Annotated in this window: 25 protein-coding genes and 2 riboswitches; of the genes, 11 read left to right on the top strand and 14 right to left on the bottom strand. The window is 63.0% G+C overall.

Annotated features, from left to right (window positions below; genetic code table 11):
- Positions 1-227 precede the first annotated feature (227 nt).
- Genes ACWNZ3_RS04750 through pxpA form a run of 5 tightly spaced genes read right to left on the bottom strand, consistent with a single transcriptional unit; the run spans position 228 to position 4,468 of the window.
- Complete coding sequence (locus ACWNZ3_RS04750; RefSeq protein WP_496901390.1) at positions 228-1,202, bottom strand: 5-oxoprolinase subunit C family protein; 975 nt, start codon at positions 1,200-1,202, stop codon at positions 228-230.
- On the bottom strand, positions 1,192-2,067 hold the full coding sequence (locus ACWNZ3_RS04745) for a 5-oxoprolinase subunit B family protein (protein WP_269362333.1): 876 nt from the start codon (positions 2,065-2,067) through the stop codon (positions 1,192-1,194). The genes ACWNZ3_RS04750 and ACWNZ3_RS04745 overlap by 11 nt, the downstream gene beginning before the upstream one ends.
- 1 nt (position 2,068) lies before the next feature.
- A complete protein-coding gene (locus tag ACWNZ3_RS04740) occupies positions 2,069-3,448 on the bottom strand; it encodes an acetyl-CoA carboxylase biotin carboxylase subunit (RefSeq protein WP_496901389.1) in 1,380 nt (459 codons plus the stop codon).
- 7 nt (positions 3,449-3,455) lie between these two features.
- Positions 3,456-3,698, bottom strand: coding sequence for an acetyl-CoA carboxylase (locus ACWNZ3_RS04735; RefSeq protein WP_114274825.1), 243 nt, complete (start codon positions 3,696-3,698; stop codon positions 3,456-3,458).
- Positions 3,699-3,727: 29 nt separating this feature from the next.
- Complete coding sequence (pxpA, locus tag ACWNZ3_RS04730; RefSeq protein ID WP_496901388.1) at positions 3,728-4,468, bottom strand: 5-oxoprolinase subunit PxpA; 741 nt, start codon at positions 4,466-4,468, stop codon at positions 3,728-3,730.
- A 211-nt stretch (positions 4,469-4,679) separates the two neighbouring features.
- Between pxpA and ACWNZ3_RS04725 the strand changes: the two genes are divergently transcribed.
- On the top strand, positions 4,680-5,609 hold the full coding sequence (locus ACWNZ3_RS04725) for a LysR family transcriptional regulator (RefSeq protein ID WP_114275040.1): 930 nt from the start codon (positions 4,680-4,682) through the stop codon (positions 5,607-5,609).
- 18 nt (positions 5,610-5,627) lie between these two features.
- Here the strand turns inward: ACWNZ3_RS04725 and ACWNZ3_RS04720 are convergent, their stop codons facing one another.
- Positions 5,628-6,572 carry a LysR substrate-binding domain-containing protein gene (locus tag ACWNZ3_RS04720; protein WP_269362341.1) on the bottom strand — a complete coding sequence of 315 codons (945 nt, stop codon included), beginning with the start codon at positions 6,570-6,572 and terminating at the stop codon, positions 5,628-5,630.
- A gap of 108 nt (positions 6,573-6,680) precedes the next feature.
- Between ACWNZ3_RS04720 and ACWNZ3_RS04715 the strand changes: the two genes are divergently transcribed.
- The 7 genes from ACWNZ3_RS04715 (at position 6,681) to ACWNZ3_RS04685 (ending at position 13,494) form a co-directional block, all read left to right on the top strand.
- Positions 6,681-7,793: a polyamine ABC transporter substrate-binding protein gene (locus ACWNZ3_RS04715; RefSeq protein ID WP_496901387.1), complete on the top strand. Its 1,113-nt coding sequence runs from the start codon at positions 6,681-6,683 to the stop codon at positions 7,791-7,793.
- 76 nt (positions 7,794-7,869) lie between these two features.
- On the top strand, positions 7,870-8,736 hold the full coding sequence (locus tag ACWNZ3_RS04710) for an ABC transporter permease (RefSeq protein WP_496901386.1): 867 nt from the start codon (positions 7,870-7,872) through the stop codon (positions 8,734-8,736).
- A gap of 1 nt (position 8,737) precedes the next feature.
- Positions 8,738-9,559 (top strand): ABC transporter permease, encoded by an 822-nt coding sequence (locus ACWNZ3_RS04705; protein ID WP_496901385.1) that lies wholly within the window; start codon positions 8,738-8,740, stop codon positions 9,557-9,559.
- A complete protein-coding gene (locus ACWNZ3_RS04700) occupies positions 9,556-10,656 on the top strand; it encodes an ABC transporter ATP-binding protein (RefSeq protein WP_496901384.1) in 1,101 nt (366 codons plus the stop codon). The genes ACWNZ3_RS04705 and ACWNZ3_RS04700 overlap by 4 nt, the downstream gene beginning before the upstream one ends.
- A complete protein-coding gene (locus tag ACWNZ3_RS04695) occupies positions 10,656-11,906 on the top strand; it encodes an amidase family protein (RefSeq protein WP_496901383.1) in 1,251 nt (416 codons plus the stop codon). Before ACWNZ3_RS04700 ends, ACWNZ3_RS04695 begins: the two co-directional genes overlap by 1 nt.
- Positions 11,903-12,802 carry a polysaccharide deacetylase family protein gene (locus ACWNZ3_RS04690; protein ID WP_496901382.1) on the top strand — a complete coding sequence of 300 codons (900 nt, stop codon included), beginning with the start codon at positions 11,903-11,905 and terminating at the stop codon, positions 12,800-12,802. Before ACWNZ3_RS04695 ends, ACWNZ3_RS04690 begins: the two co-directional genes overlap by 4 nt.
- On the top strand, positions 12,799-13,494 hold the full coding sequence (locus tag ACWNZ3_RS04685) for a DUF1989 domain-containing protein (protein WP_496901381.1): 696 nt from the start codon (positions 12,799-12,801) through the stop codon (positions 13,492-13,494). Before ACWNZ3_RS04690 ends, ACWNZ3_RS04685 begins: the two co-directional genes overlap by 4 nt.
- Before the next feature lies 1 nt (position 13,495).
- Here ACWNZ3_RS04685 and ACWNZ3_RS04680 read toward each other — a convergent pair whose 3' ends face one another.
- Positions 13,496-14,374, bottom strand: a complete 879-nt coding sequence (locus tag ACWNZ3_RS04680; protein WP_496901380.1) for a LysR substrate-binding domain-containing protein — start codon at positions 14,372-14,374, stop codon at positions 13,496-13,498.
- A gap of 123 nt (positions 14,375-14,497) precedes the next feature.
- On the opposite strand from ACWNZ3_RS04680, the gene ACWNZ3_RS04675 reads away from it, so the two are divergent.
- Entirely contained in the window at positions 14,498-15,208 is a 711-nt protein-coding gene (locus tag ACWNZ3_RS04675; protein ID WP_496901379.1) for an FMN-dependent NADH-azoreductase, read from the top strand.
- Positions 15,209-15,311: 103 nt separating this feature from the next.
- Here ACWNZ3_RS04675 and ACWNZ3_RS04670 read toward each other — a convergent pair whose 3' ends face one another.
- From ACWNZ3_RS04670 to ACWNZ3_RS04660, 3 genes are read right to left on the bottom strand one after another with little or no spacing between them, the layout of a single operon-like run.
- Positions 15,312-16,073: an ABC transporter ATP-binding protein gene (locus tag ACWNZ3_RS04670; protein ID WP_274574351.1), complete on the bottom strand. Its 762-nt coding sequence runs from the start codon at positions 16,071-16,073 to the stop codon at positions 15,312-15,314.
- Positions 16,067-17,134 (bottom strand): FecCD family ABC transporter permease, encoded by a 1,068-nt coding sequence (locus tag ACWNZ3_RS04665; RefSeq protein ID WP_496901378.1) that lies wholly within the window; start codon positions 17,132-17,134, stop codon positions 16,067-16,069. The genes ACWNZ3_RS04670 and ACWNZ3_RS04665 overlap by 7 nt, the downstream gene beginning before the upstream one ends.
- Before the next feature lie 60 nt (positions 17,135-17,194).
- A complete protein-coding gene (locus tag ACWNZ3_RS04660; RefSeq protein ID WP_496901377.1) occupies positions 17,195-18,331 on the bottom strand; it encodes an ABC transporter substrate-binding protein in 1,137 nt (378 codons plus the stop codon).
- Positions 18,332-18,507: 176 nt separating this feature from the next.
- Between ACWNZ3_RS04660 and ACWNZ3_RS04655 the strand changes: the two genes are divergently transcribed.
- Together ACWNZ3_RS04655 and metH are read left to right on the top strand one after the other, a co-directional pair.
- Entirely contained in the window at positions 18,508-19,551 is a 1,044-nt protein-coding gene (locus tag ACWNZ3_RS04655) for a homocysteine S-methyltransferase family protein (protein WP_496901376.1), read from the top strand.
- On the top strand, positions 19,548-22,262 hold the full coding sequence (metH, locus tag ACWNZ3_RS04650; RefSeq protein WP_496901375.1) for a methionine synthase: 2,715 nt from the start codon (positions 19,548-19,550) through the stop codon (positions 22,260-22,262). Before ACWNZ3_RS04655 ends, metH begins: the two co-directional genes overlap by 4 nt.
- Before the next feature lie 167 nt (positions 22,263-22,429).
- Here metH and nrdF read toward each other — a convergent pair whose 3' ends face one another.
- The 4 genes from nrdF to nrdH all read right to left on the bottom strand — a co-directional run bounded on the left by nrdF (position 22,430) and on the right by nrdH (position 26,214).
- Positions 22,430-23,407 (bottom strand): class 1b ribonucleoside-diphosphate reductase subunit beta, encoded by a 978-nt coding sequence (gene nrdF, locus ACWNZ3_RS04645; protein WP_269362372.1) that lies wholly within the window; start codon positions 23,405-23,407, stop codon positions 22,430-22,432.
- Positions 23,408-23,415: 8 nt separating this feature from the next.
- Positions 23,416-25,497, bottom strand: a complete 2,082-nt coding sequence (gene nrdE / locus ACWNZ3_RS04640) for a class 1b ribonucleoside-diphosphate reductase subunit alpha (RefSeq protein ID WP_496901883.1) — start codon at positions 25,495-25,497, stop codon at positions 23,416-23,418.
- Between the two features lie 68 nt (positions 25,498-25,565).
- A complete protein-coding gene (gene nrdI, locus ACWNZ3_RS04635; RefSeq protein WP_496901374.1) occupies positions 25,566-25,982 on the bottom strand; it encodes a class Ib ribonucleoside-diphosphate reductase assembly flavoprotein NrdI in 417 nt (138 codons plus the stop codon).
- Positions 25,983-25,992: 10 nt separating this feature from the next.
- Positions 25,993-26,214 (bottom strand): glutaredoxin-like protein NrdH, encoded by a 222-nt coding sequence (gene nrdH, locus ACWNZ3_RS04630; protein WP_114274842.1) that lies wholly within the window; start codon positions 26,212-26,214, stop codon positions 25,993-25,995.
- A 96-nt stretch (positions 26,215-26,310) separates the two neighbouring features.
- Positions 26,311-26,502, bottom strand: a riboswitch (cobalamin riboswitch).
- A gap of 129 nt (positions 26,503-26,631) precedes the next feature.
- A riboswitch (cobalamin riboswitch) is annotated at positions 26,632-26,830 on the top strand.
- Positions 26,831-26,944 lie beyond the last annotated feature (114 nt).

Raw genomic sequence — 26,944 nt, 5'->3', positions numbered from 1 at the left:
GCATTGACGCTTCAGGGCCGTCTGCCTGAGACTAGGCCTCTCCCCATGATATTGTAAAATACGATTTTCATACTCTTAATATCGGAAAATCGGATATCGTGCCCTGTCGTTTTCCTCCTTCTCCAGATCTCTCGTTCCGGTTGTGGTCAGGTGGCGGTCCGTGAACCGCGCGGCACCTGGCATCTGCGTGATGGGTCGAGGGTGGCGCCGGGCCACCCTCGGCGGTTTCAGGCCAGATGCGCCCGGACCGCATCCAGGGCTTTGGCGCGGTCGCGGCGGGCGGACAGCGCCGTGTCCATGTCCACCTTGACGAAGCGGGTCGGCACATTGGGCTGCAACTGCCCGATCAGGTCCATATCGGCGGAAATCACCGTGCCGATCATGAAGTAGCCGCCGCCGGAGACCGCGTCGCGGTGCAGAATGATCGGTTCTGTCCCGCTGGGCACCTGGACCGAGCCATAGGGATAGCAGGCGTCGGTGATGTTGGAGGGGTCGGAGCCCGCGCCGAAGGGTGGTTCGCGGTCCACGAATTCCAGCGGCGTGCCGCCCTTGAAGCGATAGCCCATGCGGTCCGCTTCGGATGCGACCTTCCAGGTTTCCTCAAAGAACCGGGTGCCCGATGCCTCTGTGATGCGGTGCCAGTAGAGCCCGGGCAGGACCCTGAGTTCGGTTTCCCTTGTTGGCATGCGCCGCAGCGTCTCGGGGATATGCGCGCCGGTTTTCGCCTTGCCGTCAGCCGCCCCCAGAGGCAGCGTATCGCCGGGCTGCACCGCGCGCCCGTCGATGCCGCCGAGGGCACCGATGGGATAGGTGGAACGGCTGCCCAGATCGAGCGGCGTGTCGATGCCCCCCGAAAAGGCGATATAGGCCCGTGCGCCGGAGCGCAGGTAATCGAACGACAGTTTCTGGCCCGCCTTCACGGGAATCGCTGTCCAGGATTCGAGCACTTCGCCATCCAGCTTGGGAGGCAGGTCGCCGCCGGTCACGGCAAAGGTGCAATCTTCGGTGAATTCCAGTTCCGGACCCATGAAGACGCATTCCAGGCCTGCGGCACCTTCATCATTGCCCACCAGCATATTGGCGCAGCGCAGGGCGAAACGGTCCATCGCGCCGCCCATGGGGATGCCAAGGTGATAGTACCCCGGGCGTCCGAGATCCTGAATTGTGGTGGCGAAACCGGATGTTATGACATTAATCGGCATAAAGAGCCTCCTCCAGCCTGGCGTTGGTGCCGTTGATATCCGCGTTGAATTCATCAAGGGAAAACACCACCTCGCGGATGCGGGGCGCATAGGTGTTCGCCTCGACCGCGGCCAGGCAGCGGTCATATTCGGCGCGGTCGATCGGCTTCCATTTCACGATGTCGCCGGGTTTGAAGAAGACCATGAAGTCCTTGAGGTAGCCCGTCTTCTGTTCCGGGTCGTAGATCGGCATCGGCGTCACGCCGAACATCTGGTAACCCCCTGCCCCGCGCACGGAATAGATGCAGGAGAAGCAGCCGCCGTATCCCACGGTCAGCTTCGGGGTGTCGGTGCGCGGACGCAGGTATTTGGGCACCTGTATCTGCCGTTCCCGTTCCACCATCTGATAGAGGAAGGGCAGACCGGAGACGAAACCGACCATGGAAACGAACCAGGGCGCGCCGGAATGGGCCGCGATAAAGGCATCGACGCTGTCATAGCCGTTGATCCGTGCCGCATATTCGATATCCGTCGCCTCCGGGTCCTGATGCCTTTCGCGGAACCGCATCAGGGTTTCATGGGTCCAGGGATCCTGGTAATAGACCGGGATTTCGATGATCCGGGTCGTCAGCTTCGGCTCCTGTTTGGCGGCTGTGGCCTCCATCGACTTGAGCCTGTCCATCAGCGCATCGGGATGGATCACATCGGGGTCGAACTTGATCTGGAACGAGGCATTGGCCGGGCAGATTTCGGTCACCCCGTCGATCTTGGCATCGCGCACGGCATTGGTCATCGAAAGCGTGGTGAAGAATGCCTCAAGCGACATTTCCTCGCTGACCTCGACGAACACATGTTCGTCGCCGCCAAAGGTATATCTGGATGTCATGTTATGTACCTTCCTCATCTGAAAATGTCCCGGCATGCTCTGCGAGCCATGGCTCAAGCCATTTTGTGTGGTAGTTCCCGGCCTGCACGTCGGCGTCCTCCGCCAGGGCGAGGAACAGGGGCGCGGTTGTCTTCAACCCGCCTGTGCGCAATTCGCCCACCGCACGTTTCAGCCGGGTGATGGCCGCCGGACGGTCATCTGCGGTGACGATCAGTTTGCCCAGCAGGGAATCGTAGAACGGCGGGATCTGGTAGCCGTCGTAGAGCATGTGATCGAAGCGCACGCCCGGCCCGCCGGGGGCGCGGAACCCATCGACGATGCCGGGGAAAGGCGCAAAATTATTGGCCGGATCCTCGGCGTTGATGCGCACTTCGATGGCATGGCCGCGCAGGTGGATGTCCTCCTGACGCACGGAAAGCGGTTTGCCCCCGGCAATGGCAATCATCTCTGCCACAAGGTCCAGCCCGGTCACGCATTCGGTGACCGGATGTTCGACCTGGATGCGGGTATTCATTTCGATGAAATAGAAGGCGCCGGTTTCATCGTCGTATAGGTATTCGACCGTGCCTGCGCCGCGATACTTGACCGCCTGCGCCAGCGCCACCGCGCTCATGCAAAGATCGGCGCGCTGGGCGTCGGTCAGCGCCATCGACGGGGCCTCTTCCCAGACCTTCTGGCGGCGGCGCTGCAGGGAACATTCGCGTTCGAAACAATGCACGAAGTTGGTGCCGTCGCCGAGAATCTGCACCTCGATATGGCGCGCCCTGGCGATCAGTTTCTCCAGATAGAGCCCGCCGTCGCCAAAGGCCGATTTCGCCTCTGCCGCGGCCTGGGGGGCGAGATTGGCAAAGTCCCGGGCGTTTTCGGCCACGCGAATGCCGCGCCCGCCACCGCCCGCCGTGGCCTTGATCATGACCGGATAGCCGATTTCATCGGCGCTGCGGGCCGCCTCTGCCAGGTCGCCGATCACGCCGTCACTGCCGGGCACCGTGGGCACCCCGGCCTTTTGCGCGGCGCGGCGGGCCGAGGCCTTGTCCCCCATCGCGCGGATCATGTCGCCCGTCGGTCCGACAAAGGCGATGCCGGCGGCCTCGACCGCATCGGCGAAATCGGCATTCTCGGCCAGGAAACCATAGCCCGGATGGATACCGTCCGCGCCGCTTTGCCGGGCGGCATCCAGAATGGCGGCGATGTTCAGATAGGATTTGGAGGCTGGCGGCGGCCCGATCTCGATCGCCTCATCGGCCATTTCGACGGCCAGCGACCCGGCATCCGCCGCACTGTGGACCTGCACGGTGCGGATGCCCATTTCCTTTGCCGCCCGGATGATCCTGACGGCAATTTCGCCGCGATTGGCAATCAGAAGCTTTGTGATCCCCATGATGCGCTCAGCTTTCCAGTTCGGCGATGACCTGGCCGGGCATGATCGCATCCTCGTCCTCGGCCAGGAAAGCGGTCAGCTTTCCATCCGCGTCGGATTTCACTTCGGTATAGGTCTTCATCACCTCGACCAGACCCACGACATCGCCCGCTTTCACGTCGTCGCCGACTTCCTTGTAGTTTTTCTCTTCCGGGGAAGGACGGCGGTAAAAGACACCGGGCAGCGGGGAGCGGATTTCAGATTTGGCCATGTTTTCTCTCCTGTCGGGTTGTTGGGTGTTCAGGCATCCGCGCGCGTTGCCAGCCGGTCGCCGAGGGCGGCGCGCACGGCTTGGGTGATTTCGACGGCACCGGGCGTATCGGAATGGACGCAGATGGTTTCGGCGCGCACATTGCTTGGCTTCTTGGCGGCGCTCAGAACGATGCCTTCGTCCACCGCGCGCAGCACCTTGGCGGCAACTTCCGCCGGGTCCTTGGCATCATGTTCGCGGGTGATGATCAGCTTGCCATTGTCGTCGTAATCGAGATCGGCAAAGAATTCGGCCCGGAACCCCAGACCGCGTGCGGTATAGATTTCCTCGTGCAATGTCCCGGCAAGGCCGAAGATCGGCACGCCAAGATGTTCGGAGGCATCGCAGATCGCATGGGCAATATGTTCGTGCCGCGCGGCCATGCCATAGAGCGCGCCATGCGGCTTGACGTGAGACAGGCTGAGCCCCTCGACCGCCAGAAATTCATTCAATGCGCCAATCTGGTAAAGCACGATATTGGCCATCTCGTCCCGGTCGATCACCATTTCGCGGCGGCCGAAGCCGGACAGGTCGGGCAGCGCGACATGGGCGCCGATCCGCACGCCATGCTGCTTGGCCGAGCGCACCGCGTGGCGCATGTGATTGGGGTCCGATCCGTGGAAACCGCAGGCGATATTCGCCTCCGTTATCAGGGGCATCAGAGCGTCATCGTCGCCCAGCCTGTAGAGCGCAAAGCTCTCTCCCATGTCACAATTGATGTCGACAGCCATTTCAGCCTCCCGGAAATGCCAAGGTAAATCACTGATGCGCCGCCAAATCCTGCTGGCCGATGCGTCGTTGCGCCAAGGCTACGCAGGGCATGACTTGATTGTAAAATATGATTTTTCAGGTAGTACATTCTGAAAAACAGATAATGCTTTGCCTGCCTGCGGCGCCTGCTTTGGCCCTGCGTTGCGGCGCCGCCCCACAAGGAAACCTGCCATGACCCCAAGCCTGCGCCAGATCCGTTATTTCATCGCCGCCGCCGATGCGGGCCAGATTTCCAAGGCCGCAAGCGAGATCAACGTCTCGCAATCCGCGATCACCACGGCGATCAAGGCGCTGGAAGAGTTGATCGGCACATCGCTGTTCGACCGCCATGCCGGCGGGGTGACCCTGACCTATGAGGGCAGCCTGTTCCTCAACCATGCGCGGGGGATCATCGATTCCGTCGAAGAGGCGATTCGCATTCCCCGGCGGGTTCAGCGTGATGTGATCGGCACTTTCAACCTTGCCGTGACCTATACGGTGGGGGGGTATTTCCTACCGCCGCTTCTGCTGCGCTTTCAGCAGGCGCTGCCGAACGTCCAGGTGACGCTTGTCGAAGCCGAGCGGGTGGCCATCGAAGAGGGGCTGACCAACGGGCGGTTCGATGTGGCGGTCATGCTGACCTCGAACCTCAAGAACCGCAGCGCCATAGATCATACGGTGCTGCTGCGGTCGCGGCGCAGGCTGTGGCTGCAGGCGAACCACCCGCTGTTGTCGGCGAAATCCGTGTCGCTCAGCGATGTTGCCAGGGAACCCTATATCATGCTGACGGTGGATGAGGCATCAGAGACCGCGAAACACTATTGGGATCACCTGCCGACAAAGCCCAACATCATCTTCAAGACCTCTTCGGTTGAAGCGATCCGCAGCATGGTCGCGACCGGCATGGGGGTCTCCATCCTGTCGAACATGGTCTACCGGCCCTGGTCGCTGGATGGCAGCAAGGTCGATGTGATTGATATCACTGACACGCTGCCGACGATGGACGTCGGACTGGCCTGGCCCCGCGCCGCCGAGCTTTGCCCCGCCGCGCTGTCGTTTCTGGAGTTCATGAAGCTGGCGGTGCAGGGGTCGGGCGGGCCCTTGTCCAAACCCGCCGAGTAATGCGCAAGCGGGCGTTGATCAGGAAGGGTGTTCCTGCTGATCTGCGCCCCCGGTCGGGCCGCGCTGCTGTTCCTGCGTGCATTCGACCTGCCGGGCGGTCTCGCGCGCAAGCGCCTGCAGCCAGGTGATAAAGACCTTTGCGGCAGGTTTGGCGCGGGAGGCGTGATTGGTGACGATGTAATATTGAAACCCCTCGATCTGCAGATCCCCCAGGCTTTGATGGGTGCCCGCCGAAAGCCGGTCTGCGGCGAGGATGTTGCTGCACAACAGCAGGCCCAGACCCTGATCCAGCGCCTCGAAAGCCGCGGATTCATCGCTGCAGTTCAGGACGCCCGCCACCGCGAAGCTCTGCGCGGAATCATGTGCCCAGCGGGCCCAGACAGGGCCGTCCAGATCTTTGTTGTTCCAGTAAAATCCGATCACCGGATAGGTGCCTGATCCGTTCTCGATCACGTCCTTTCGGCCAATCGGGCGATAGGCATCCGAGAACAGGATGCTGTCGGCGGCGTCTCTGGGGCTCTGGCCATAGCGGATTGCCACGTCGAGCCGGTCCGAAGACAGGTCACGCACCGCATCGTCGGTAACAAGCTCGACCTGAATGCCGGGGTTTTCGGCCAGAAAGCGCGAGAGCCGGGGCAGCAGCCAGTTGTCGGCAAAAGCGCGGGTTGTGGTGACGCGCAACACGTTCTTTTCGATGTCCACATTCAGCACCGAAAAGGCTTCGGCCAGCAGATCGAACCCTTCGCGCAGTTTCGGAAACATCTCTGCCCCCGCGGGGGTCAGCGCGATGTCGCGGGGGTTTCGCACGATCAGCTTGAAGCCCAGATAGCTTTCCAGATGCCGGATCTGGTGGCTGACCGCCGTCGTGGTCACGCCCAGTTCGTCGGCGGCGGCCGAGAAGCTGAGGCAGCGCGCAACCGCCTCAAAGGCGCGGATCGCATTCAGGGGCGGAAGCCGTCGCATCCTTTGTCCTTCGTGAAGTTTTGCTCAAGACCCCCTGAGATAAACGAATTTGTAGCAAATGGGGCGTTTCGCAGAAGGTGGCAGTCACAAAACAGGGAGAAAAACGATATGTCAAATTTTCAATATTCACGCCGCGCGCTGCTGAAAAGCGGTCTGGCTGCGGGTGCCGTGCTGGCCGCCCCGTCGGTTGTGCGGGCGCAGGCGCAGCGCGAGCTGACCATGCTGACATGGGCAGGCCACGCCGATCCGGAGGTCGTTGGCCCCTTTGAGCAGGCCCATAACGTGCGCATCCGCGCCAAGGAATATGTCGGCGGTGATCAGATGCTGGCGCAGTTTGCCCAGTCGCCGGCCGGAACCTATGATGTCATCCTGGCCGACGCGGAATATGTCTCGCAGTTGTATCAGGCCGATTACATCGAACAGCTGGACCCGGCGGATTATCCGTTTGATGATTTCTTCCCCGAGTTCCAGAAGTTCGAGGGCCATTGGTATGATGACGGTCTTTACGCGGTGTTCCTGCGCTTTGGCTTTCTGGGGCTGTCGCATCATCTGGACGCGATCAGCCGCTCGGATGCGCGCAGCTACAGGGCGATGTGGCAGGAAAACCTGCGCGGCAAGGTCGGGCAATTCGACTGGCATCTGCCCAACTTTGGCACCATCAGCCTGATCGAAGGCAATCCGGCCCCCTTTGACCTGGACACGGCCGCCTGGCAGCAGGTGCAGGAGGCGGCGCTGACGCTGCGGCCCCAGGTGCGGGGTTTTTATGACTACGGTGGCACGCTGTCTGCCCTGCGCTCGGGCGAGGTGGCGGCGATGCCGGGGATCGGCGACTGGATCACCGGCGTCCTGCAGCGCGACGGGGCCAATGTTGCCACCACCATTCCCGAACAGGGCGGGCTGCAATGGACCGAGTCGCTGTCCATCGGCAAGGGGTCGCGCAACCAGGATCTGGCCCGGGAATTCATCCGCTACATGATGAGCCCGCGCGGCCAGGTGGCGACAGCCACGCTCAGGGCGTACCCCGCGATGGTGCCGACAAGGGCGGGCTGGGCGATGCTGAACGAGACCAACCCGAATGAGGCCGCACGCCAGAACATGAGCCTGACCGGTGCCAACGCGCTGGATGAAATCCGCGCCGGGCGCATTCAGCTGCGCCGCCTGCCCGTCCAGCAATCGCTGGAAAGCTGGAACGACGCCTGGGTGCGCTACAAAAACGCCTGAGCCGCCCCCAAGTGTCCGTCCCCGCACCGCCATTGACAGGCGCGGGACGGGCCGCCCTTCATTCAAAGGAAATCCGATGTCTGTCTTATCCGCAAAGCTGCGCTTGCGCCGGCGTGGATGGTTTGCCCTGTGGGCCGCCCCGCTGCCGGTCTGGTTCGCGCTGTTCTTTCTGGGCCCGATGCTGCTGCTGATCGCCATGTCGTTCTGGTCGGTGCAGAACTATCGCCTGACCCCCGACTTTTCGCTGTCGGCCTGGACTTATGTGCTGTCGCTCGATTTTCTGTGGTCCAGCTTCTGGCGCAGCTACGGGCTGTCCCTGCTCAGCGCTGTGCTGGTGTCATTGCTGGCCTTTCCGGCCTCCTACGCGATGGCGTTCCTGATCTCGCCCGCCAGAAGGCTGACCTTTCTGGGTCTTGCCCTGGCACCGTTTTTCACCAGCTATCTGGTCAGGATCTATTCGCTGCAGGTGTTTCTGGGCGAAGGCGGCGTGTTGCCGCAGATGTTCCACAGCGTCGGCCTGTCCGAGGCCAGCCTGCTGAACAGCTATACCGCGCTGTTTCTGGGCCACGCCACCCTGACCCTGCCCGTGGTGCTGGTGCTGCAAACCCTGGCGCTGGGCAATGTGGACCGCACCGAGATGTCGGCGGCGGTCAATCTGGGGGCGCGCCCGCTGCAGGTCTTGCGGCATATCATCCTGCCCGCCGCCCGTCCGGGTCTGACCCTTGGCGTGCTGTTTGCCTTTTTGCTGAGCTATGCCGAATTCGTCAGCGCCACCTATCTGGGCGGCGGCGTCTTCCAGACCCTGCCGATCCTGCTGACCGACCTGATCCGGGGCGGCCAGCAATGGCCCCGCGCGGCGGTGGTGTCGCTGCTGATGATGGCGGTGCTGCTGCTGACGTCGCTGGTCACCGTGGCCTGGGCCTATCGCCAGAAAGGAAACTGAGATGAACAGCCATCTGAAACACGCGCTGCCCGCCTGGGTCTGGTTCACGGGGCTGATGCTGGTCTTTGTGATCCTCTATGCGCCGATCCTGTCTGCGCTGGTCTTTTCCTTCAGCGCCGACAGGTTTCCCAGCCTCGACATCACGCGGTTCAGCACGAAATGGTATGCCCAGGTCTTTGCAGATGCCCGCGTGCTGGAGGCGTTGAAAAACAGCCTGACCATCGCGCTGAGCACGGCATTGGTGGCCACCACGCTGGGCTTTGCTGCCGCCTATGCCGACTTCCGGTTCCGGTTCTTCGGGCAGCGCATGGTGCTGGCCTTGGCGCTGCTGCCGCCGACGGTGCCGATTGTGGTGCTGAGCCTTGCCATGCTGGCGTTCTTTTCGCGGATCGGGCTGTCGGGCACGGTGGGGTCGATCATCCTGGCCCATGTGGTTGTCGCCACCCCCTTTGCCATGGCGATCTGTCGTCTGCGGCTGGAACAGATGCCGCAGGAATATGAGACCGCCGCGCAAAACCTGGGCGCGACGCCGGGGCAGGCCCTGCGTCTGATCGTGCTGCCACATGCGGCACCTGCCATCGGGGCGGCGGCGCTGATCACCTTTGCCGTGTCGCTGGATGAATATGCCATCGCCTGGTTTGTCGGCGGGCTGGAACAGACCGTTCCCGTCACCGTGCTGAACACATTGCAGGGACAGGTCGACCCGACCATCCACGTGATCGGCACGCTGGCCTTTGCCGCCACGCTCAGCCTGGTCTTTGCCGCGCAGCTGTTGCTGTTGCGCAGCACGAAATCCCACAAAAACAAGGAGGTGTCGCCATGACCCAACCGCTTCTGGAATTGCACAACCTGAACAAATCCTACGGCACCTTCGAGGCCGTCAAGGACATCGACCTGAGTGTGGATGCGGGCGAGTTTCTTGCCATCATGGGTCCTTCGGGCTGCGGCAAGACGACGACATTGCGCATGATGGCAGGGCTGGAGGACCCGACGCGCGGCGAAATCCGGCTGGAGGGTCAGCAGATCAACGACCTGCCGGTCTGGCAGCGCGAGACGCCGCTGGTCTGGCAGAACCTGGCGCTGTTTCCCTATATGACCGTGCGGGAAAACGTCGAATTCGGCCTGCGCATGAAAAAGGTGCCTGCCCCCGAACGGCAACGGCGCTGTGCCGAATGGCTGGAACGGCTGGGCATCGCGGGGTTCGCCGATCGCAATGTGGCGAAGCTGTCGGGCGGGCAGCGGCAGCGCGTGGCGCTGGCGCGGTCACTGGTGTTGCAGCCCAAGGTGCTGCTGCTGGATGAGCCGCTGTCGGCGCTGGATGCGCATATGTCGATCCGGATGCAGGGCGAGCTGAAACGGTTGCAGCGCGAGCTGGGCATCACCTTTGTCTATGTGACGCACAGCCATTCGGAGGCCTTTTCGCTGGCCGACCGCGTGGTGATCATGAACGCGGGCCGGATCGAACAGCTGGGCACCCCGCAGGATATTTTCCTGCGGCCCCGGTCTCGGTTCGTTGCGCAGTTTGTCGGCGGTATCAGCCTGTTCAGCGGCGTGCTGAAATCCACCAAAGAGGGCAAGATCGGGATCGACAGCGCGGATGGGCTGTTGCAGATCGCGGACTCTGCCAGCGCGCAGAGTGGCACCAGATGCGACCTCGCGGTGCGCGCCGACCGGATCAATGTGACCACTCAGCCCGGCTGGGGCACCAACGAGGTGCCCTGCACCCTGATGTCGGAAGAATTTGCAGGCGCCGTCGTCAACCTGCATCTGGAAACGGCGGCGGGCACCGGGATTGTCGCCCAGCTTCAGCAGCGCGATCTTGAACGGCTGTCGGCACGGGCGGGGCAACAGGTCTATGCCTCCTGGCACCCGGAGGACGGGGTGCTGCTGGGGGCCCCTGCGTTGAAGGCGGTGGCGTGATGGCCATGCCGCTTGACCGGGCGCTGGCGGCGGCGCGGGCCGCGCCCGATGTCTTTCTGACGGTCACCGGGGAGCGCGCAAGGCGCGAGGCTGACCGACTTGCGCCAGCAAGCGGACAAGGGGCGCTCTATGGGGCCACCGTGTCATGGAAGGACATGATCGCACTGGCAGGTGTCGTGACCACGGCGGGGTCGAAAACCCGCCTGAACACGCCCCCCGCACCCGAGGACGCCGGGGTGGTGCGCCGCGCGGCGACGGCGGGGTTGATCACCATCGGCACCACGAACCTGTCGGAATTCGCCTTCTCCGGCATCGGCCAGAACCCGCATTTCGGCACCCCCCTGATCGCGGGGCGGGTGCCGGGCGGGTCCTCTTCGGGGGCGGCGGCATCGGTGGCGCGTGGCATGGTGCGGCTGGCGGTGGGGACCGATACCGCCGGGTCCTGCCGTGTTCCGGCGGCGTTTCACGGGCTGTTCGGGTTTCGACCCACACGCGGGCGTTATCCGATGACAGGCGTGCTGCCGCTGGCGCCGGATTATGACACCGTTGGGCTGATCACCGGAACCGCCCGTGATCTGCTTGATCTGGATGCGATCTTGAGCGGCGACGCGGATGAACCTGACAGCGCGCCACAAATCTGGCTGGACCAATATGCGACGGCGCGGGCCAGATCGGAAGTTGCCGATGCGGCGCGCAGCGCAGTGGAAGCCGCGCACCGCCAAGGGTTTGCCATGGCACAAAAGCCGCGCAGCCCGCTCTCGGATGCGATGGACCTGATTGCGGCGCAGGGCTGGCCCGGCGGGGCCGATGCCGCAGCACTTTACCACGACCTGCTCCAGTCGGAGGCCGTTGCACAGGTCGACCCGCTGGTGGCCGCGCGGCTGCAGAGGGCGGCACGGCTGTCACCTGAGGCCATGGCAAAGCTCCGCACCAGCGCGGTGGATCTGCGCAGGCTCTGGCCTGCCCCCGATACCCTCATCGCGCTGCCAACCGTGCCCTTTGGCGCACCATTGGCTGAACCCTTGTTCTCCGATCCCGAAACCTATGCGCGCATCAATCAGCAGGCGCTGAGCCTGACCATGCCCGCCAGCCTGCTGGACCTGCCCGCTGTCACGCTGCCGGTCGGGCAGACCGCTGCGGGGCAGTGGGTCGGCCTGCAACTGGTCGGCGCGCCCCATTGTGACCGTGCGCTGTTGATGGCCGCCTGCAAGCTGGAACACGCCCTTGAACTGAAAGGACTTTGCCCATGATCCGCAATCCGATCCCCTGGCCCAATGGCGCGCGCTGCGCCTGTGCCATCACCTTTGACGTCGATGCCGACAGCCTGATCCACATCGCGCGTCCCGCCGACAGCCACCGGCGGTTGTACCCCATCAGCATGGGCCGCTATGGCCCCAACGCCGGGGTGCCGCGGATTCTGGAAACCTATCGCCGGCTGGGGCTGAAGCAATCGTTCTTCATGCCCGGCTGGGTGATGGAAACCTATCCCGAAACCGTCGAGGCAATTCTGAAAGACGGCCATGAAATCGGGCTGCACGGCTATCTGCACGAGGACCCTGCCGAGATGTCCGATGCCGAGCAGACCTGTTGGTTCGAGCGCGCGCTGGAGGTTCACAAAGGCGCCACCGGCCAGACCCCGCGCGGCTACCGCGCGCCGGTCTACAACGTCACGCCAAAGGTCATCGACCTGGCCATCGCCCATGGGCTGACCTATGATTCATCCATGATGGCCGACGACCTGCCCTATGTCCTGTCCGCGGCCAAAGGGGATCTGATCGAAGTCCCCGTCCACTGGGGCAGCGACGACTGGCCCCCCTTCGCCCATTATGCCGAGATCGGCTATATGATGCCGGTGATGAGCCCCGCGCAGGGGCTGGAAGCCTCCTTTGCCGAGTTCGAGGCGCAATATGAAGCGGGCGGATTATGGGTCGGCATCTGGCATCCGTTCCTGACCGGGCGGCTGGCGCGCTGGCGGGTGGTGGAACGCTGGCTGGAGACCGTTCTGTCCCGCCCCGATGTCTGGTTCGCCCCGCTGGAAGACATCGCCGCACATGTCCGGCAGCTGCGCGACAGCGGCGCCTGGACACCGCATGTGGAACCGGCAGCGCCCTATCCTTCAGCCGTCTTTCAAGGAGTATCAAGATGAGCGATTTTCCCCTTCCCTTCGACCCCGCCCGCCCCGATGGCAGCAACCCTTCGGCCATTGAAACTCTGGGGGATCTGGGCCGGCCGCATCTGGACACAGCCTATGACGTGCCGGCACGTCAGGGCCGCGCCATCCGTGTGAAACGCGGGCAGATGCTGAAGGTCATCAACACCCACGGCAGTCAGGTGGCGGATTTCTGGGCCTTCAGCGCCGCCGACCCCGGCGAACATCTGTCGATGGAACATATGCGCCCGAACCTGCGCAAACTCTGCCCCGCTGCCGGTGATGCGCTGGTGACCAACCGCAGGCGGGCGATCCTGACGTTGGTCTCTGACAGTTCCGAGGGGGTGCATGACACGCTTGTCGCCTCTTGCGACATTCACCGCTATCACGAGCTGGGTCATCAGGGGTATCATGACAATTGCACCGACAATCTGCGCATGGCCCTGGCGGCGATTGGCCTGGCCCTGCCGCAGGTGCCCTGCCCGTTCAACCTGTGGATGAACACGCCTGCCCGTCCCGGGGGCGAGATGGTCTGGCTGCCGCCGGTCTCGCGGGCCGGTGACACGGTGATGTTTCGGGCCGAGATGGACCTGATCGCCGTGGTCTCCGCCTGTCCGATGGATCTGTTGCCGATCAATGGCGCAGATGCGGTGCCGCGCAGCCTGTCGGTGACCGTCTCGGCCGCCTGATTCAGCTTTGCCGGCGCAACCAGCCCAGCAGTTGCGCCAGACGGGCCTGATCGGGGTGGGTGGACAGGAACACCGCCCAATAGGTCAGGCCGGGCAAGGCGATCTCGGAGAGCTGCACAAGCTGACCGGTGTTGAGCAGATCCGCCACCAGAAGCTGCGAGGCCAGCACTGCGCCCTGCCCTGACACCGCCGCGTCAATCGCGTGGATCTCTTCGGAGAAGGTCTGGGCCACAGCGGGCAGCGATGCCCTGACGCCTGCGCGGGCGTGCCAGCGCTGCCAGCTGGGCGCATTCTGCGAGGCGGATTTCCAGCGGTAGTCCAGCAAGGGCAGCGACAAAAGGTCATCCGGGGTCAGCGGCAGGTTCACCAGATCCGGCGCACAGACCGGAATGATCGCATCGTCAAACAGCCGGTGCCACTCTGCCCGGTCATCGGGCTGGCCCGCATAACGGATTGCCATGTCGATATCCGAGGCATGCAGATCGGCGGGCAGGTCGGCGGCCTCTACCGTGATCTTCAGCCCCGTCTCGGCACGCAGGCGCGGCAGGCGCGCCATCAGCCAGCGGCTGGCAAAGGCCATGGTCACCGAGAGGCGCAGCGGTGTTTCGGCAGTGGAGACAGACAGTTGGTCGATTGTGCCTGCAATCTGGTCCAGCGCCTGGCGCAGCACCGGAAACAGCTTTTCCCCCGCCGCCGTCAGGCGCACGGGCCGGGGAAAGCGGTGGAACAATGTCACCCCCAGAATGTCTTCCAATTGGCGCACCTGATGGCTGATCGCGGTCGGCGTCAGGCCCAGTTCCTCTGCCGCATCGGCAAAATGCAGATGCCGGGCAGCAGCCTCAAAGGCGCGCAGGGCGTGTAGGGGTGGCAGTTTGCGCATGGTCGTTCCGCAGGGTGAATCTCATTCATCTTATGCCTGAAATATTCGCTTTGGCCAAAGGTTTTGGCCGCTGCTACCTCCTGCTGTGACGGGGCCACACCGGCCCCCACAAAGGAGAACACCATGACCACCCTGCTTCGTATCGACGCCAGCGCACAGCTGGAAGACCGCTCGCTGACCCGCATGCTGACCGGGCTGTTCACGAGCGAATTTCTGGCCGCCAATCCGGATGCCAGGGTGATCACCCGCGACATCGGGCAAGACCCGGTTCCGGCGATTGATCACCGGTTTATCCACGCGGCCTTCACCCCGTCTGAGGCCCGCGAAGACTGGATGGCCGAGCGGCTGGCCTTGTCGGACCGGCTGATCGACGAGGTCGAAGCCGCGGATATCATCCTGCTGGGCGCACCGATGTACAACTACGGGATGCCTGCCGCGCTGAAGGGCTGGATTGATCACATCGCCCGGATCGGGCGGACCTTCTCTTTCGATCTGGCGCGGGGCGACGTGCCGATCGAGCCGATCCTGAAGGGCAAGCAACTGGTCGTCCTGTCATCGCGCGGCGAGTTCGGGTTTGAACCCGGCGGGCCACGGGCGCATCTGAACGCGCTGGACCCAGCGATTGCCGCCTGCGCGCATTATCTTGGGGTGAATGCGGCGGATATCGAGACAATCGCCATCGAGTACCAGGAGTTCAAGGATGCCCGCCATACGCGTTCCGTGGCCACGGCAAAAGAGGCGGCGCGCGCCCTGGCGCAGCGGTTCGGGCAGGCAACCGGCCAGGCGCCAGGTAACAGCTATCGCGCAGAACCGGCCTTGGTGTCGCATTGCTGACCCGTCTCTCCGGAGCAGCCTGCGGTGTGGAGGTTCGGAAGGCGCCTTCCTGAACTTCGGAGGCGCAGCGCAGGCCGGGCCCTTGCCTGCCCGGGGCGGGGCGTCAGGCCAGTGCCCGATCCGCAGGCCCATCAACGATCATCACCGGGCAGCCGCGCGAGCAATGTTCGACGCGGCTGTCGATCCCGTAGAGGCGACGGATCAGGGCGGGCGTGAGCACTTCGAGCGTGGGGCCGCTGGCGAGGATCCGGCCCTCGCCCAGCGCCAGGGTCGCGGCGCAGCACCGCATCGCCTGATTGAGGTCATGCAGCGCCAGGATCATCACGGCGCCGGTTTCCTCGGCATATTGCCGCAGTGTTTCCAGCACCTCGTACTGGCGGTTGAGGTCAAGCGCCGAGGTCGGCTCGTCCATCAGCACCACCTTGGGGCCGTTGACCAGCGCCTGGGCGATGGAGACCGACTGCCGCTGACCACCCGAAAGATCGGGCAATTGCTGGTCCGCCAGGTGGGATATCCCGAAACGGTGCAGGACCGCGTCGACGGCGCGGAATTCATCGGCGGACAGACGCCAGCCGCCGCGGTCCTGTTTCAGCGCCAGGATGATGGATTCATAGACGGTGAGTGCCGCAGACATGCCCGTGTCCTGCGGCATGTAGCGCAGCTCATGGGGTTCCGCCCCCGCCAGCCGCACCCGGCCCGCGCCGCGCAGATGTCCGGCGATCCGGCGGAACAGCGTTGATTTGCCGGCGGCATTTGCCCCGACAAGGGCGGTCAGCGCCCCGCCCTGCACGGGGGCAGAGACCTCCGTGAGGATGTCGCGCCGCCCGTAGCGTGCGCCGATGTGCTCCAGCGTCAGGCTTACCATGATTTGCGTCCTTTCGTCAGGATCAGGGCGGCAAAGAACGGCACACCCACAAGGGCCGTAATGATGCCGATGGGCAGGACCGCCCCCGGCAGCAGCGCCTTGGACAGGACCGATGTGGCCGAGAGGATCACCGCCCCCGACAGCATCGCGCCGGGCAGGAAAAACCGCTGATCCTCGCCCAGCAGCAGGCGCGCCACATGGGGCCCGACAATGCCGATGAAGCCGATGGTGCCGACAAAGCTGACCGGCACAGCGGCGAGGATGGAGACCAGCACCAGCGCCTCAAGCCGCAGGCGTTTCACGGGCACGCCCATGGCCGCCGCCCGGACCTCGCCCAGCCGGATCGCCGTCAGCGCCCAGGCGCGGCGGGCAAAGAGCGGGGTGCAGATGCACAGGATCAGGGCGGTGATGGCGACCTTGCCCCATGTCGCCTTGGTCAGGCTGCCCATGGTCCAGAAGACCACCGCCGACAGCGCCTGTTCGGAGGCGAAATATTGCAGCAGCGCCAGTGCCGCGTTGAAGGTGAAGACCAGCGCGATGCCCAGCAGGATGATGGTTTCCGTGGTCACGCCGCGCAGGGTCGACAGGCCGAAGATCAGCATGGAGGCGGCCATTGCCATCGCAAAGGCATTGATCGGCACCATCAGCGACACCGCGCCGGGAAACAGCGCCACGCCCAGCACCATGGCCAGCGCCGCGCCAAAGCTGGCCGCCGCCGAAAGACCCAGCGTGAAGGGGCTGGCCAGCGGGTTGGCCAGAATGGTCTGCATCTGCGCGCCCGCCAGCGACAGGCTGGCCCCCACGGTCACCGCAAGCAGCGCCATGGGCATGCGGATGTCCCAGACCACCACGCGCATCTGCACATCGGCGGTCCCGGGCGCAAAGATCGTCTGCAACACCTCCCACACCGCATAGCGCGCAGGCCCCAGTGACACGTCCACTGCCACCGACAGCACCAGGGCGATACTCAGCCCGCCCAGGATGGCGATGCGGCGGGTGGCCATCCCGCGATAGCTTTGTGCGCCTGCGGTCCTGGGGGCATCTGCGTCTGCAATGGTCATGATCTCTCCGACTGCAAGTGGCGGCCCGTCCGGGGCCGCCTTGCTGTGACAGTGACGGGGTCAGTTGGTCGGGGCGCCGTCCAGCGACACCCAGTAGCCGGGGCTGTAATCCACCGGCAGGAAGCGTTCGTGCAATTCCTTCAGCGTCGCTTCGGGATCAAGGTCGGCGAAAAGCTCGGGGTGAAGCCATGTGGCCAGCCGCTGCACGGCGACAAAACTGTAGGGCGAGTTGTAGAACTGGTGCCAGATGCCGTGGACCTGCCCGTTGTTCACGGCCTTCACCCCGGTGTAGGCGGGACGTTCCATCAGGGCCGCCAGCTTGCGCTTGGCCTCGTCCATGTCCGATCCCGGCCCCATGCCGATCCAGGCACCGCCGGGCACATAGGCGTCCCAGTTGCCGCCGGTGACCACGATCTGGTCCGGGTCGGAGGCGATGACCTGCTCCGCGTTCACGGTGCCAAAGGTGCCGGGGATGAATTCGGAGCCCATGTTGGTGCCCCCCGCCAGTTCCACGAAACGGCCAAAGTTGCCGTTCCCGAAGGACATGCAGCAATCCTCGGTATACCCGCCGGCACGTTCGACAAAGACCAGCGGGCGCTGCAAATCCGTTTGGGCGGCGATCACATCGGTCACGCGGGCGATCTGCTCTTCGTAAAAGGTCTCGAATTCTGCGGCTTTTTCTTCCTTGCCGAAAAGCTGCCCGATGATCTCCATGGATTGCGCCGTATGCTCGAACGGCTTTTCACGAAAATCGACGTAGACAATCGGGATGCCGACCTTGGCCAGTTTCTCCTCGTAGCCGGCCTCGTCGGTTGCGGCCTTGGATTCAAGGTTCATGATCAGCACATCGGGGTTCAGCGAGACCGCCTGTTCGATGTCGAACGAGCCGTCCTTGAAACCGCCAAAGGTGGGGATATCCGCCATTTGCGGGAATTTCTCGGCGTAGATGTCATATGTTTCCGGCGAGGCTTCCTGAAAGTCGTCACGCCAGCCGACCACGCGCTGAAAGGGGTTTTCGGTGTCCAGAACGGCGGTAAAGAACACCTGACGGCCCTCGCCCAGGATCACACGTTCGACCGGTGCGTCGATGGTGACTTCGCGGCCTGCAATGTCGGTCACGGTGACGGGATCGGCTTGCACTAGGCTGGCTGCGAAAAGGCCCAGCGCACATGCGCCGAGGAAGGGTTGAAAGGTCATGGGATGCTCCTTGGAAGGGTCTCTGAGGCTCGCCTATTATTTCCCACTTTTTCAGTCAACTAAAAAGTCGACAAATTTACTCTGTTAAGTCAGATCATGCCGACATGAGAGATTTTCATATTGTTCTGCAATATTATGAATTTTCCTCTTCTCCCCCGATGACCTATGTGCAGCGCATGACATCCCAAAAACCAGATCCCGCCCAGCAGATCGCTGCCCTTGCACGCGAGCGCATCCTGATCCTCGACGGTGCCATGGGCACGCAGATCCAGACCCTTGGCCTGAGTGAAGAGGACTACGCCGGGCATGGGTCCGGCCATGCCTGCCGCCACCATTCCGAGCATCCGCAGAAGGGCAACAACGACCTTTTGACCCTGACGCAGCCGCAGGCGGTGGAGGATATCCATTTCGCCTTTGCGATGGCCGGTGCGGATATTGTCGAGACCAACACATTCTCTGCCACCACCATCGCCCAGGCCGATTACGGGATGGAAAGCGCCGTGCACGACCTGAACGCCGAAGGGGCGCGCATCGCCCGTGCTGCGATGAACCGGGCGACGGCCATCGACGGCAGGCCGCGCTTCGTGGCGGGGGCGGTCGGGCCGACAAACCGAACCGCATCACTCAGCCCGGATGTGAACGATCCGGGATACCGTGCTGTCACCTTCGACGACTTGCGCCTGGCCTACGGCCAGCAGGTGCGCGGGCTGATCGCGGGCGGGGCCGATCTGATCCTGATCGAGACGATCTTTGACACGCTGAACGCCAAGGCTGCGATTTTCGCCTGCTTCGAGGCTTTTGAGGAACAGGGCAGCAGGCTGCCGCTGATGATCTCGGGGACCATTACCGATGCCTCCGGGCGCACGCTGTCGGGGCAGACGCCCACCGCCTTCTGGCATTCGGTCAGCCATGCGCGGCCGTTCACCGTGGGTCTGAACTGTGCGCTTGGGGCCAGCGCGATGCGCCCGCATATCGCGGAGCTTGCGGGGGTGGCCGATACGCTGATCTGTGCCTATCCCAATGCCGGGTTGCCCAATGCCTTCGGGCAATACGACGAAGGGCCCGGGGATACTGCGCGGCAGGTGGCCGAATTCGCTGCCGAAGGGCTGGTGAACGTGGTCGGCGGCTGCTGTGGCACCACGCCCGACCATATCGCCGCCATTGCAGAGGCGGTGGCACCCCATGCCCCCCGCCGGTTGCAAGGCAAGGTGGCAGCATGAGCCGCCATCTGCGCCTGTCCGGGCTGGAGCCCTTTGTTCTGACCCCCGACATTCCCTTTGTGAATGTGGGCGAACGCACCAATGTCACCGGCTCTGCGCGGTTCCGCAAGCTGATCACCAACCGCGATTACAGTGCGGCACTGGACGTGGCGCGGGATCAGGTCGAAAACGGTGCCCAGATCATCGACGTCAACATGGACGAGGGGCTGATCGATTCAAAGGCCGCGATGATCGAGTTCCTGAACCTTGTCGCCGCCGAGCCGGACATTGCCCGGGTGCCGGTCATGATCGACAGTTCGAAATGGGAGGTGATCGAGGCAGGCCTGCAATGTGTTCAGGGCAAGTCCGTGGTCAATTCGATCAGCATGAAAGAGGGCGAAGACGCCTTTCGCCACCATGCGCGCCTGTGCCTTGCCTATGGTGCCGCAGTGGTCGTCATGGCCTTTGACGAGGACGGGCAGGCCGACACCTGCGCGCGCAAGATCCAGATTTGCGAACGCGCCTACCGCATCCTGGTGGATGAGGTCGGCTTTCCCCCCGAAGACATCATCTTTGACCCCAATGTGTTCGCCGTGGCGACTGGCATCGAGGAACACAACAATTACGGCGTCGATTTCATCGAGGCGACGCGCTGGATCCGCAGCAACCTGCCCCATGCCCATGTCTCGGGCGGGGTGTCGAACCTGTCGTTCTCCTTCCGCGGCAATGACACGGTGCGCGAGGCGATGCATGCGGTGTTCCTCTACCACGCCATTCAGGCGGGCATGGACATGGGGATCGTCAACGCGGGGCAGCTGGCGGTTTATGACCAGATTGATCCCGAGTTGCGCGAGGCCTGCGAAGATGTGGTGCTGAACCGTCGCGACGATGCAACCGAACGGATGCTGGACATCGCCGACCGTTTTCGCGGCGGCGCGCGCACGGAAAAGCTGCGTGATCTGGCATGGCGCGAATGGAGTGTCGAAAAGCGGATGGAACATGCGCTGGTCAACGGCATCACCGAGTTCATCGAAGCCGATACCGAGGAAGCGCGCCAGTCTGCCGAACGCCCCCTGCATGTGATCGAAGGGCCGCTGATGGCGGGCATGAACGTGGTCGGAGACCTGTTTGGCGCGGGCAAGATGTTCCTGCCGCAGGTGGTCAAATCGGCCCGGGTGATGAAACAGGCCGTGGCGGTCCTGCTGCCTTACATGGAAGAGGAAAAGCGGCTGAACGGCGGTGTCGGCCGCGAGACCGCGGGCAAGGTGCTGATGGCCACGGTCAAGGGCGACGTGCATGACATCGGCAAGAACATCGTCGGCGTCGTGCTGGCCTGCAACAACTATGAAATCATCGACCTTGGGGTGATGGTGCCGCCGCAGAAGATCCTGCAGATCGCCCGCGACGAGAATGTCGATGTGATCGGCCTGTCCGGCCTGATCACCCCCAGCCTTGACGAAATGTCCCACCTGGCCGCCGAGCTGGAGCGCGAGGGCTTTGACATTCCGCTGCTGATCGGGGGCGCCACCACCTCAAAGGTACATACCGCCGTCAAGATCGCGCCGCGCTACACCCGGGGTCAGGCGGTCCATGTGCTGGATGCCAGCCGCGCGGTGGGGGTGGTTGGCGAATTGCTGAGCAAGGACCGCAAGGCCGCCTATATCGACAGGATCAGATCCGAATACATCGAGGTGACCGAGCGTCATGAACGCGCCGAACGCGCCAAGAAACGTGTGCCGCTGGCCGAGGCGCGCGCCAATGCGATGCGGATCGACTGGAGCGGTTATACCGTGCCCGCCCCCAGCTTCACCGGTGCCAGGACCATCGAGGATTGGGATCTGGCCGAGATTGCCGAATATATCGACTGGACGCCGTTCTTTCGCACATGGGAGCTGAAGGGCGTCTATCCGAAAATCCTTGAGGATGAAAAACAGGGCGAAGCCGCGCGGGCGCTGTTTGCCGACGCCAGGCAAATGCTGAAACGGATCATTGATGAAAAATGGTTCGGGCCGCGGGCGGTTGTCGGGTTCTGGCCCGCCAATGCACGGGGCGATGACATCCAGCTGTTCACCGACAGCTCCCGCACCAGTGATCTGGCCAGATTGCACACGCTGCGCCAGCAACATGCCAAACGCCCCGGACGCCCCAATGTGGCACTGGCCGATTTTGTCGCCCCCGATGGGACCGACGACTGGGTCGGCGGGTTTGTCGTGACCGCAGGTGCGCAGGAGGCAGAGATCGCCAAAGGGTTCGACAAGGAAAACGACAATTATTCCGCGATCCTTGTCAAAGCGCTGGCCGACCGCTTTGCCGAGGCCATGGCGGAAATGCTGCACCAGCGCGTGCGCCGCAGTTACTGGGCCTATGCCGCCGATGAAACCTTTGCGCCTGACGAACTGGTCGGCGAGCCCTATCAGGGCATCCGCCCCGCCCCGGGCTATCCCGCCCAGCCCGACCACACAGAGAAGCGCACCCTGTTCAGCCTGCTGGACGCCGAGGCCGCCACAGGTGTCACGCTGACGGAAAGCATGGCGATGTGGCCGGGATCATCGGTGTCCGGCCTCTATATCGCGCATCCCGACAGCTATTATTTCGGCGTGTCCAAGATCGAACGGGATCAGGTGCAGGATTATGCCAGCCGCAAGAACATGCCCTTTGACGAGGTTGAACGCTGGCTTGCGCCGATCCTGAACTATGTGCCTGCCCCACGGGCCGTCATCGCGGCGGAATAGCCGCCGCTGTCAGCTGTGCGGCAAAACCGGCGTTCGAGGCGCATCGCGGATCCGGTTCACCGGCGCGCGTGCAAAGGAGATGTTTGTGCCTGGTACGGCCGGGCGACCTGCGAGCCGTTTCCGCTTTCCCCACGCGCGAATTCGAGACCGCAGGCCGCCCCGCGCGTTCAGAAATCCCAATCGGCGTCTTCGGTCGCCTCGGCCTTGCCGATGACATAGGATGAGCCGGAACCGGAAAAGAAATCGTGGTTCTCATCCGCATTGGGGCTGAGGGCCGCCATGATCGCCGGGTTCACCTTGCACAATTCCTCGGGGAACAGCGATTCGAAGCCGAGGTTCTGCAGCGCCTTGTTGGCGTTGTAGTGCAGAAAGCTCTTTACATCTTCGGTCAGCCCCAGCGGGTCATAGAGCATCGCGGTATAGCGGGTCTCGATCTCGTAGAGGTCGAACATCAGCGCAAAGGCGAAGTCTTTCAACTCGGCCCGCTCCGCTTCGGTCAGCCGTTCCATGGCGCGCTGGAACTTGTAGCCGATGTAATAGCCATGCACCGCCTCGTCGCGGATGATCAGGCGGATCAGATCGGCGGTGTTGGTCAGCCTGGCGCGGCTGGACCAATGCATCGGCAGGTAAAAGCCGGAATAGAACAGGAAGCTTTCCAGAAACACGCTGGCCACCTTCTTGCGCAGCGGGTTCGATGTGGCGTCATATTCATCCAGGATCAGCCGCGATTTCTGCTGCAGCTGCGCATTCTCTTCCGACCAGCGGAACGCCTCGTCCACCTCGGCAGTGGAACATAAGGTCGAGAAGATGGAGGAATAGGACCGCGCATGGACCGCTTCCATGAAGGCGATATTGGTCAGAACCGCCTCTTCATGCGGCGTGACCGCATCGGCCATCAGCGCGGGTGCGCCGACGGTGTTCTGGATCGTGTCCAGCAGTGTCAGGCCGGTGAACACGCGGATGGTCAGGCGCTGTTCCTCCTCCGACAATTGCGACCAGCTTTGGATGTCGTTCGACAGCGGCATCTTTTCCGGCAGCCAGAAGTTCACCGTCAGACGGTTCCAGATTTCCAGGTCCTTGTCGTCCTGCAAACGGTTCCAGTTGATCGCGCGCGGCACGGGGCGGGAATGGGTCAGATCTTTCATTTCGGTCCTCACAACGAGCAGGAGACGCAGCCCTGCACCTCGGTTCCTTCCAGCGCCAGTTGGCGAAGGCGGATGTAATAGATTGTCTTGATGCCTTTCTTCCAGGCGTAGATCTGGGCGCGGTTGATGTCGCGGGTGCTGGCGGTGTCCTTGAAAAACAGCGTCAGCGACAGGCCCTGATCCACATGCTGCGTGGCAGCGGCATAGGTGTCGATGATCGCCTCCGGCCCGATTTCATAGGCATCCCGGTAGTATACAAGATTGTCGTTGGTCATATAGGGCGCCGGGTAATAGACGCGGCCCAGCTTGCCCTCCTTGCGGATCTCGATCTTCGAGGTGATCGGGTGGATCGACGAGGTCGAATTGTTGATATAGCTGATCGACCCGGTCGGCGGCACCGCCTGAAGGTTGCGGTTGAACAGCCCGTCCTTCATGACCTCTTCTTTCAGCGCGTTCCAGTCCTGACGGCTGGGCACTTCGATCCCGAACTGATCAAACAGGGCCTTGACGCGCGCGGTTTCGGGCAGCCAGTCCCGTTCGACATAGGTATCGAAAAAACTGCCATCGGCGTATTTCGACGCTTCGAAACCGGCAAAGCTGCGGCCGCGTTCGCGCGCCAATGCGTTAGATGCGCGCAGACAGTGGAACAGCACCGTAGCGAAATAGATGTTGGTGAAATCCACACCCTCGGCGCTGCCGTAGTGGATGTGCTCGCGCGCGAGGAAACCGTGCAGGTTCATCTGCCCGAGCCCGATGGCATGTCCTTCGTCGTTGCCCCGGCGCACGGAAGGCACCGAGTCGATCGCCGACAGTTCCGAAACCGCGTTCAACGCCCGGATCGCCGCCTGCACCGTGCCCCCCAGATCGCCCCCGTCCATTGCCTTGGCGATGTTGAGTGACCCGAGGTTGCAGGAGATATCGGTGCCCAGATGCTTGTAGCTCAGATCGTCGTTGAATTCGGAGGCCTCGCTGACCTGGAGAATCTCGGAACACAGGTTCGACATGACGATGCGCCCCTTGACCGGGTTGGCGCGGTTCACCGTGTCTTCGAACATGATATAGGGATAGCCCGATTCAAACTGGATCTCGGCCAGCGTCTGGAAGAACGCCCGCGCGTTGATCTTTTTCTTTCGGATCCTGGGGTTGTCCACCATCTCGTGGTATTTCTCGGTCACCGAGATTTCCGAGAAAGGCATCTTGTAGACCCGTTCCACATCATGCGGCGAGAACAGGTACATATCCTCGTTCTTCTTGGCCAGGGTAAAGGTGATGTCGGGGATGACGACGCCCAGCGACAGAGTCTTGATCCGGATCTTTTCATCCGCATTTTCGCGCTTGGTATCGAGGAAACGCAGGATATCGGGGTGGTGCGCGTTCAGATAGACGGCTCCGGCGCCCTGACGCGCGCCCAGCTGGTTGGCATAGGAAAAGCTGTCTTCCAGCAGTTTCATCACCGGGATCACCCCGGACGACTGGTTCTCGATCCCTTTGATCGGCGCACCATGTTCGCGCAGGTTGGTCAGCAGCAGGGCCACGCCGCCGCCGCGCTTGGACAATTGCAGGGCCGAATTGATGCCCCGCCCGATGCTTTCCATGTTGTCTTCCAGACGCAGCAGGAAACAGGAGATCAGCTCGCCCCTTTGCGCCTTGCCCGCGTTCAGGAAGGTCGGCGTTGCGGGCTGGAACCGGCCAGCGATGATCTCGTTCATCAGGCGCATCGCGTCGTCTTCACTGCCGCGCGCCAGCGTCAGGGCGACCATCACCACGCGGTCTTCGAAGCGTTCGAGGTAGCGTTTCCCGTCCAGCGTTTTCAGCGTGTAGCTGGTGTAGTATTTGAACGCGCCCAGGAAGGTCGGAAAACGGAATTTCAGGGCAAAGGCTGCCGCCCAGATCCGGTGCAGGAAGCCGCGGTCATATTGCTTCAGCACGGCCTCTTCGTAAAAGCCTTCGCTGACCAGATAGTCCAGCTTTTCATCCAGCGAATGAAAGAACACCGTGTTCTGGTTCACATGCTGCAGGAAGTACTGCCGCGCCGCCATGCGGTCGGCGTCGAAACGGATATGCCCCTGATCGTCATAGAGGTTCAGCATCGCGTTCAGCGCGTGGTAGTCGAGCCCCTGCCATTCGGCAGGCACCGCTGCGGCCGGGGCGCTGTCGGTCAGTTCGCGGTCGAGAGTTGCGTTTTCCAAAATCTGTCCAATCCATCCAGGACACGGGCGACATCACCGTCGGTCCCCGCGAGTTCAAAGCGATACAGCACCGGCACGGCGCATTTTCTGGCGATCACATCGCCCGCCAGCGCATAGGTCGCGCCGAAGTTCCGGTTGCCCGAGGCGATGACCCCGCGCAACAGCGCACGGTTGCGCGCGATGTTGAGAAAGCGGATCACCGGTTTGGGAACCGCGCCGCGCCCCTGCCCGTCCGCAAAGGTCGGTGTGACCAGCACAAAGGGCGCGTCGGGAGCGGGCAGCGGCGCTTCGGGGTCCGGCGGAATACGCGCCGCCGCCAGACCGGTCCGGCCCACGAAACGATGCGTGTTCTGCGACCGGGACGAGAAATAGACCAGCCCGCCCATTGCCGCGCCCTCAGATCATCGCGCTGATCTTGTCGGGGCGGAATCCGGCCCAGTGATCATCGCCTGCCACCACGACGGGGGCCTGCCGATAGCCCAGACCCTGCACCAGTGCCATTGCCGCGGCATCCTCGGTCAGGTCGATCAGCTGAAAATCAATGCCGCGCATCTCAAGCGCGCGGGTGGTTGCGGTGCATTGCACGCAGGCCGGTTTGGAATAGACTGTAATGGTCATTTGCCCTGTCCTCACTATGGTGTTGGCACGAAAGCAAGGGCACGGGATCGGGCGCCAGCGGCACCGGAACACGCGCCCCGGCCCTCCGCCGCGGTCGTCATCTATGGCGCTCCGGCAGGTCTCCTGACTCGCAGCTCGGGTGTCGCGGCCCCCTTCCCGGTGCGGCATGCACCAGTGGTAACGGGACGTGACTCGCTGCTTACAGTTGCGGGGGCAGTGCCGGATTTTCACCAGCTTCCCTTTTCACCGGCAAGACGAGTCGCCGGCACCAAAGCAACTGCATATTGGGTGAACTTGAGGCAAACTGTCAATATATAGATGTCGGCCTTTTTACCTTCCCCTTCCGGGAAAATGCGTTGCTGTCTTTTCCAAGAGTGTTTTGGTCGCAAATAAATCTTCATAAAACATGCGTCCGGCCTATCATCACAGGACAAGGTGCGGGCTTCGGTCCGAGAATTGGGAAGCCGGCGAAAATCCGGCACTGCCCCCGCAACGGTAAGATCGTAATGCGGCGCATCAACGGCCACTGGGCAGGAGGAGCCCGGGAAGGCGTTGCGCCTCGGGCCCTCACGGGCTGCGATCAAGTCCGGAAACCAGCCTTGGTGAAGTTGTTCAACCGCGGGTGGCGGTCTTGGCACTGAATTGGCGCGCGGCACCTCCCAGAGGCTGCGGCCCATCGGTGTCTTGTGCTGTCATCTGCCCAAATCGATCCGCGGGGCGCGGCAGGAGA

Source organism: Sulfitobacter sp. IGS-18 (genome assembly GCF_059628195.1).
The sequence above is the reverse complement of the archived record's forward strand: the minus strand, read 5'-3'. Positions and strand labels throughout refer to the sequence as shown.

Bases quoted from the DNA above. Each gene is read 5' to 3' on its own strand.
- ACWNZ3_RS04750 (WP_496901390.1), bottom strand. From the start codon at position 1,202: ATGCCGATTAATGTCATAACATCCGGTTTCGCCACCACAATTCAGGAT.
- ACWNZ3_RS04735 (WP_114274825.1), bottom strand. From the start codon at position 3,698: ATGGCCAAATCTGAAATCCGCTCCCCGCTGCCCGGTGTCTTTTACCGC.
- ACWNZ3_RS04670 (WP_274574351.1), bottom strand. From the start codon at position 16,073: ATGGTAAGCCTGACGCTGGAGCACATCGGCGCACGCTACGGGCGGCGC.
- ACWNZ3_RS04710 (WP_496901386.1), top strand. From the start codon at position 7,870: ATGTCTGTCTTATCCGCAAAGCTGCGCTTGCGCCGGCGTGGATGGTTT.
- ACWNZ3_RS04705 (WP_496901385.1), top strand. From the start codon at position 8,738: ATGAACAGCCATCTGAAACACGCGCTGCCCGCCTGGGTCTGGTTCACG.
- nrdE (WP_496901883.1), bottom strand. From the start codon at position 25,497: ATGCTGAACCTCTATGACGATCAGGGGCATATCCGTTTCGACGCCGAC.
- ACWNZ3_RS04695 (WP_496901383.1), top strand. From the start codon at position 10,656: ATGGCCATGCCGCTTGACCGGGCGCTGGCGGCGGCGCGGGCCGCGCCC.
- ACWNZ3_RS04740 (WP_496901389.1), bottom strand. From the start codon at position 3,448: ATGGGGATCACAAAGCTTCTGATTGCCAATCGCGGCGAAATTGCCGTC.
- metH (WP_496901375.1), top strand. From the start codon at position 19,548: ATGAGCCGCCATCTGCGCCTGTCCGGGCTGGAGCCCTTTGTTCTGACC.
- ACWNZ3_RS04655 (WP_496901376.1), top strand. From the start codon at position 18,508: ATGACATCCCAAAAACCAGATCCCGCCCAGCAGATCGCTGCCCTTGCA.
- pxpA (WP_496901388.1), bottom strand. From the start codon at position 4,468: ATGGCTGTCGACATCAATTGTGACATGGGAGAGAGCTTTGCGCTCTAC.
- nrdH (WP_114274842.1), bottom strand. From the start codon at position 26,214: ATGACCATTACAGTCTATTCCAAACCGGCCTGCGTGCAATGCACCGCA.
- ACWNZ3_RS04700 (WP_496901384.1), top strand. From the start codon at position 9,556: ATGACCCAACCGCTTCTGGAATTGCACAACCTGAACAAATCCTACGGC.
- ACWNZ3_RS04690 (WP_496901382.1), top strand. From the start codon at position 11,903: ATGATCCGCAATCCGATCCCCTGGCCCAATGGCGCGCGCTGCGCCTGT.
- ACWNZ3_RS04675 (WP_496901379.1), top strand. From the start codon at position 14,498: ATGACCACCCTGCTTCGTATCGACGCCAGCGCACAGCTGGAAGACCGC.
- ACWNZ3_RS04685 (WP_496901381.1), top strand. From the start codon at position 12,799: ATGAGCGATTTTCCCCTTCCCTTCGACCCCGCCCGCCCCGATGGCAGC.
- ACWNZ3_RS04725 (WP_114275040.1), top strand. From the start codon at position 4,680: ATGACCCCAAGCCTGCGCCAGATCCGTTATTTCATCGCCGCCGCCGAT.
- ACWNZ3_RS04715 (WP_496901387.1), top strand. From the start codon at position 6,681: ATGTCAAATTTTCAATATTCACGCCGCGCGCTGCTGAAAAGCGGTCTG.
- ACWNZ3_RS04680 (WP_496901380.1), bottom strand. From the start codon at position 14,374: ATGCGCAAACTGCCACCCCTACACGCCCTGCGCGCCTTTGAGGCTGCT.
- ACWNZ3_RS04665 (WP_496901378.1), bottom strand. From the start codon at position 17,134: ATGACCATTGCAGACGCAGATGCCCCCAGGACCGCAGGCGCACAAAGC.
- ACWNZ3_RS04745 (WP_269362333.1), bottom strand. From the start codon at position 2,067: ATGACATCCAGATATACCTTTGGCGGCGACGAACATGTGTTCGTCGAG.
- nrdI (WP_496901374.1), bottom strand. From the start codon at position 25,982: ATGGGCGGGCTGGTCTATTTCTCGTCCCGGTCGCAGAACACGCATCGT.
- ACWNZ3_RS04660 (WP_496901377.1), bottom strand. From the start codon at position 18,331: ATGACCTTTCAACCCTTCCTCGGCGCATGTGCGCTGGGCCTTTTCGCA.
- nrdF (WP_269362372.1), bottom strand. From the start codon at position 23,407: ATGAAAGATCTGACCCATTCCCGCCCCGTGCCGCGCGCGATCAACTGG.
- ACWNZ3_RS04720 (WP_269362341.1), bottom strand. From the start codon at position 6,572: ATGCGACGGCTTCCGCCCCTGAATGCGATCCGCGCCTTTGAGGCGGTT.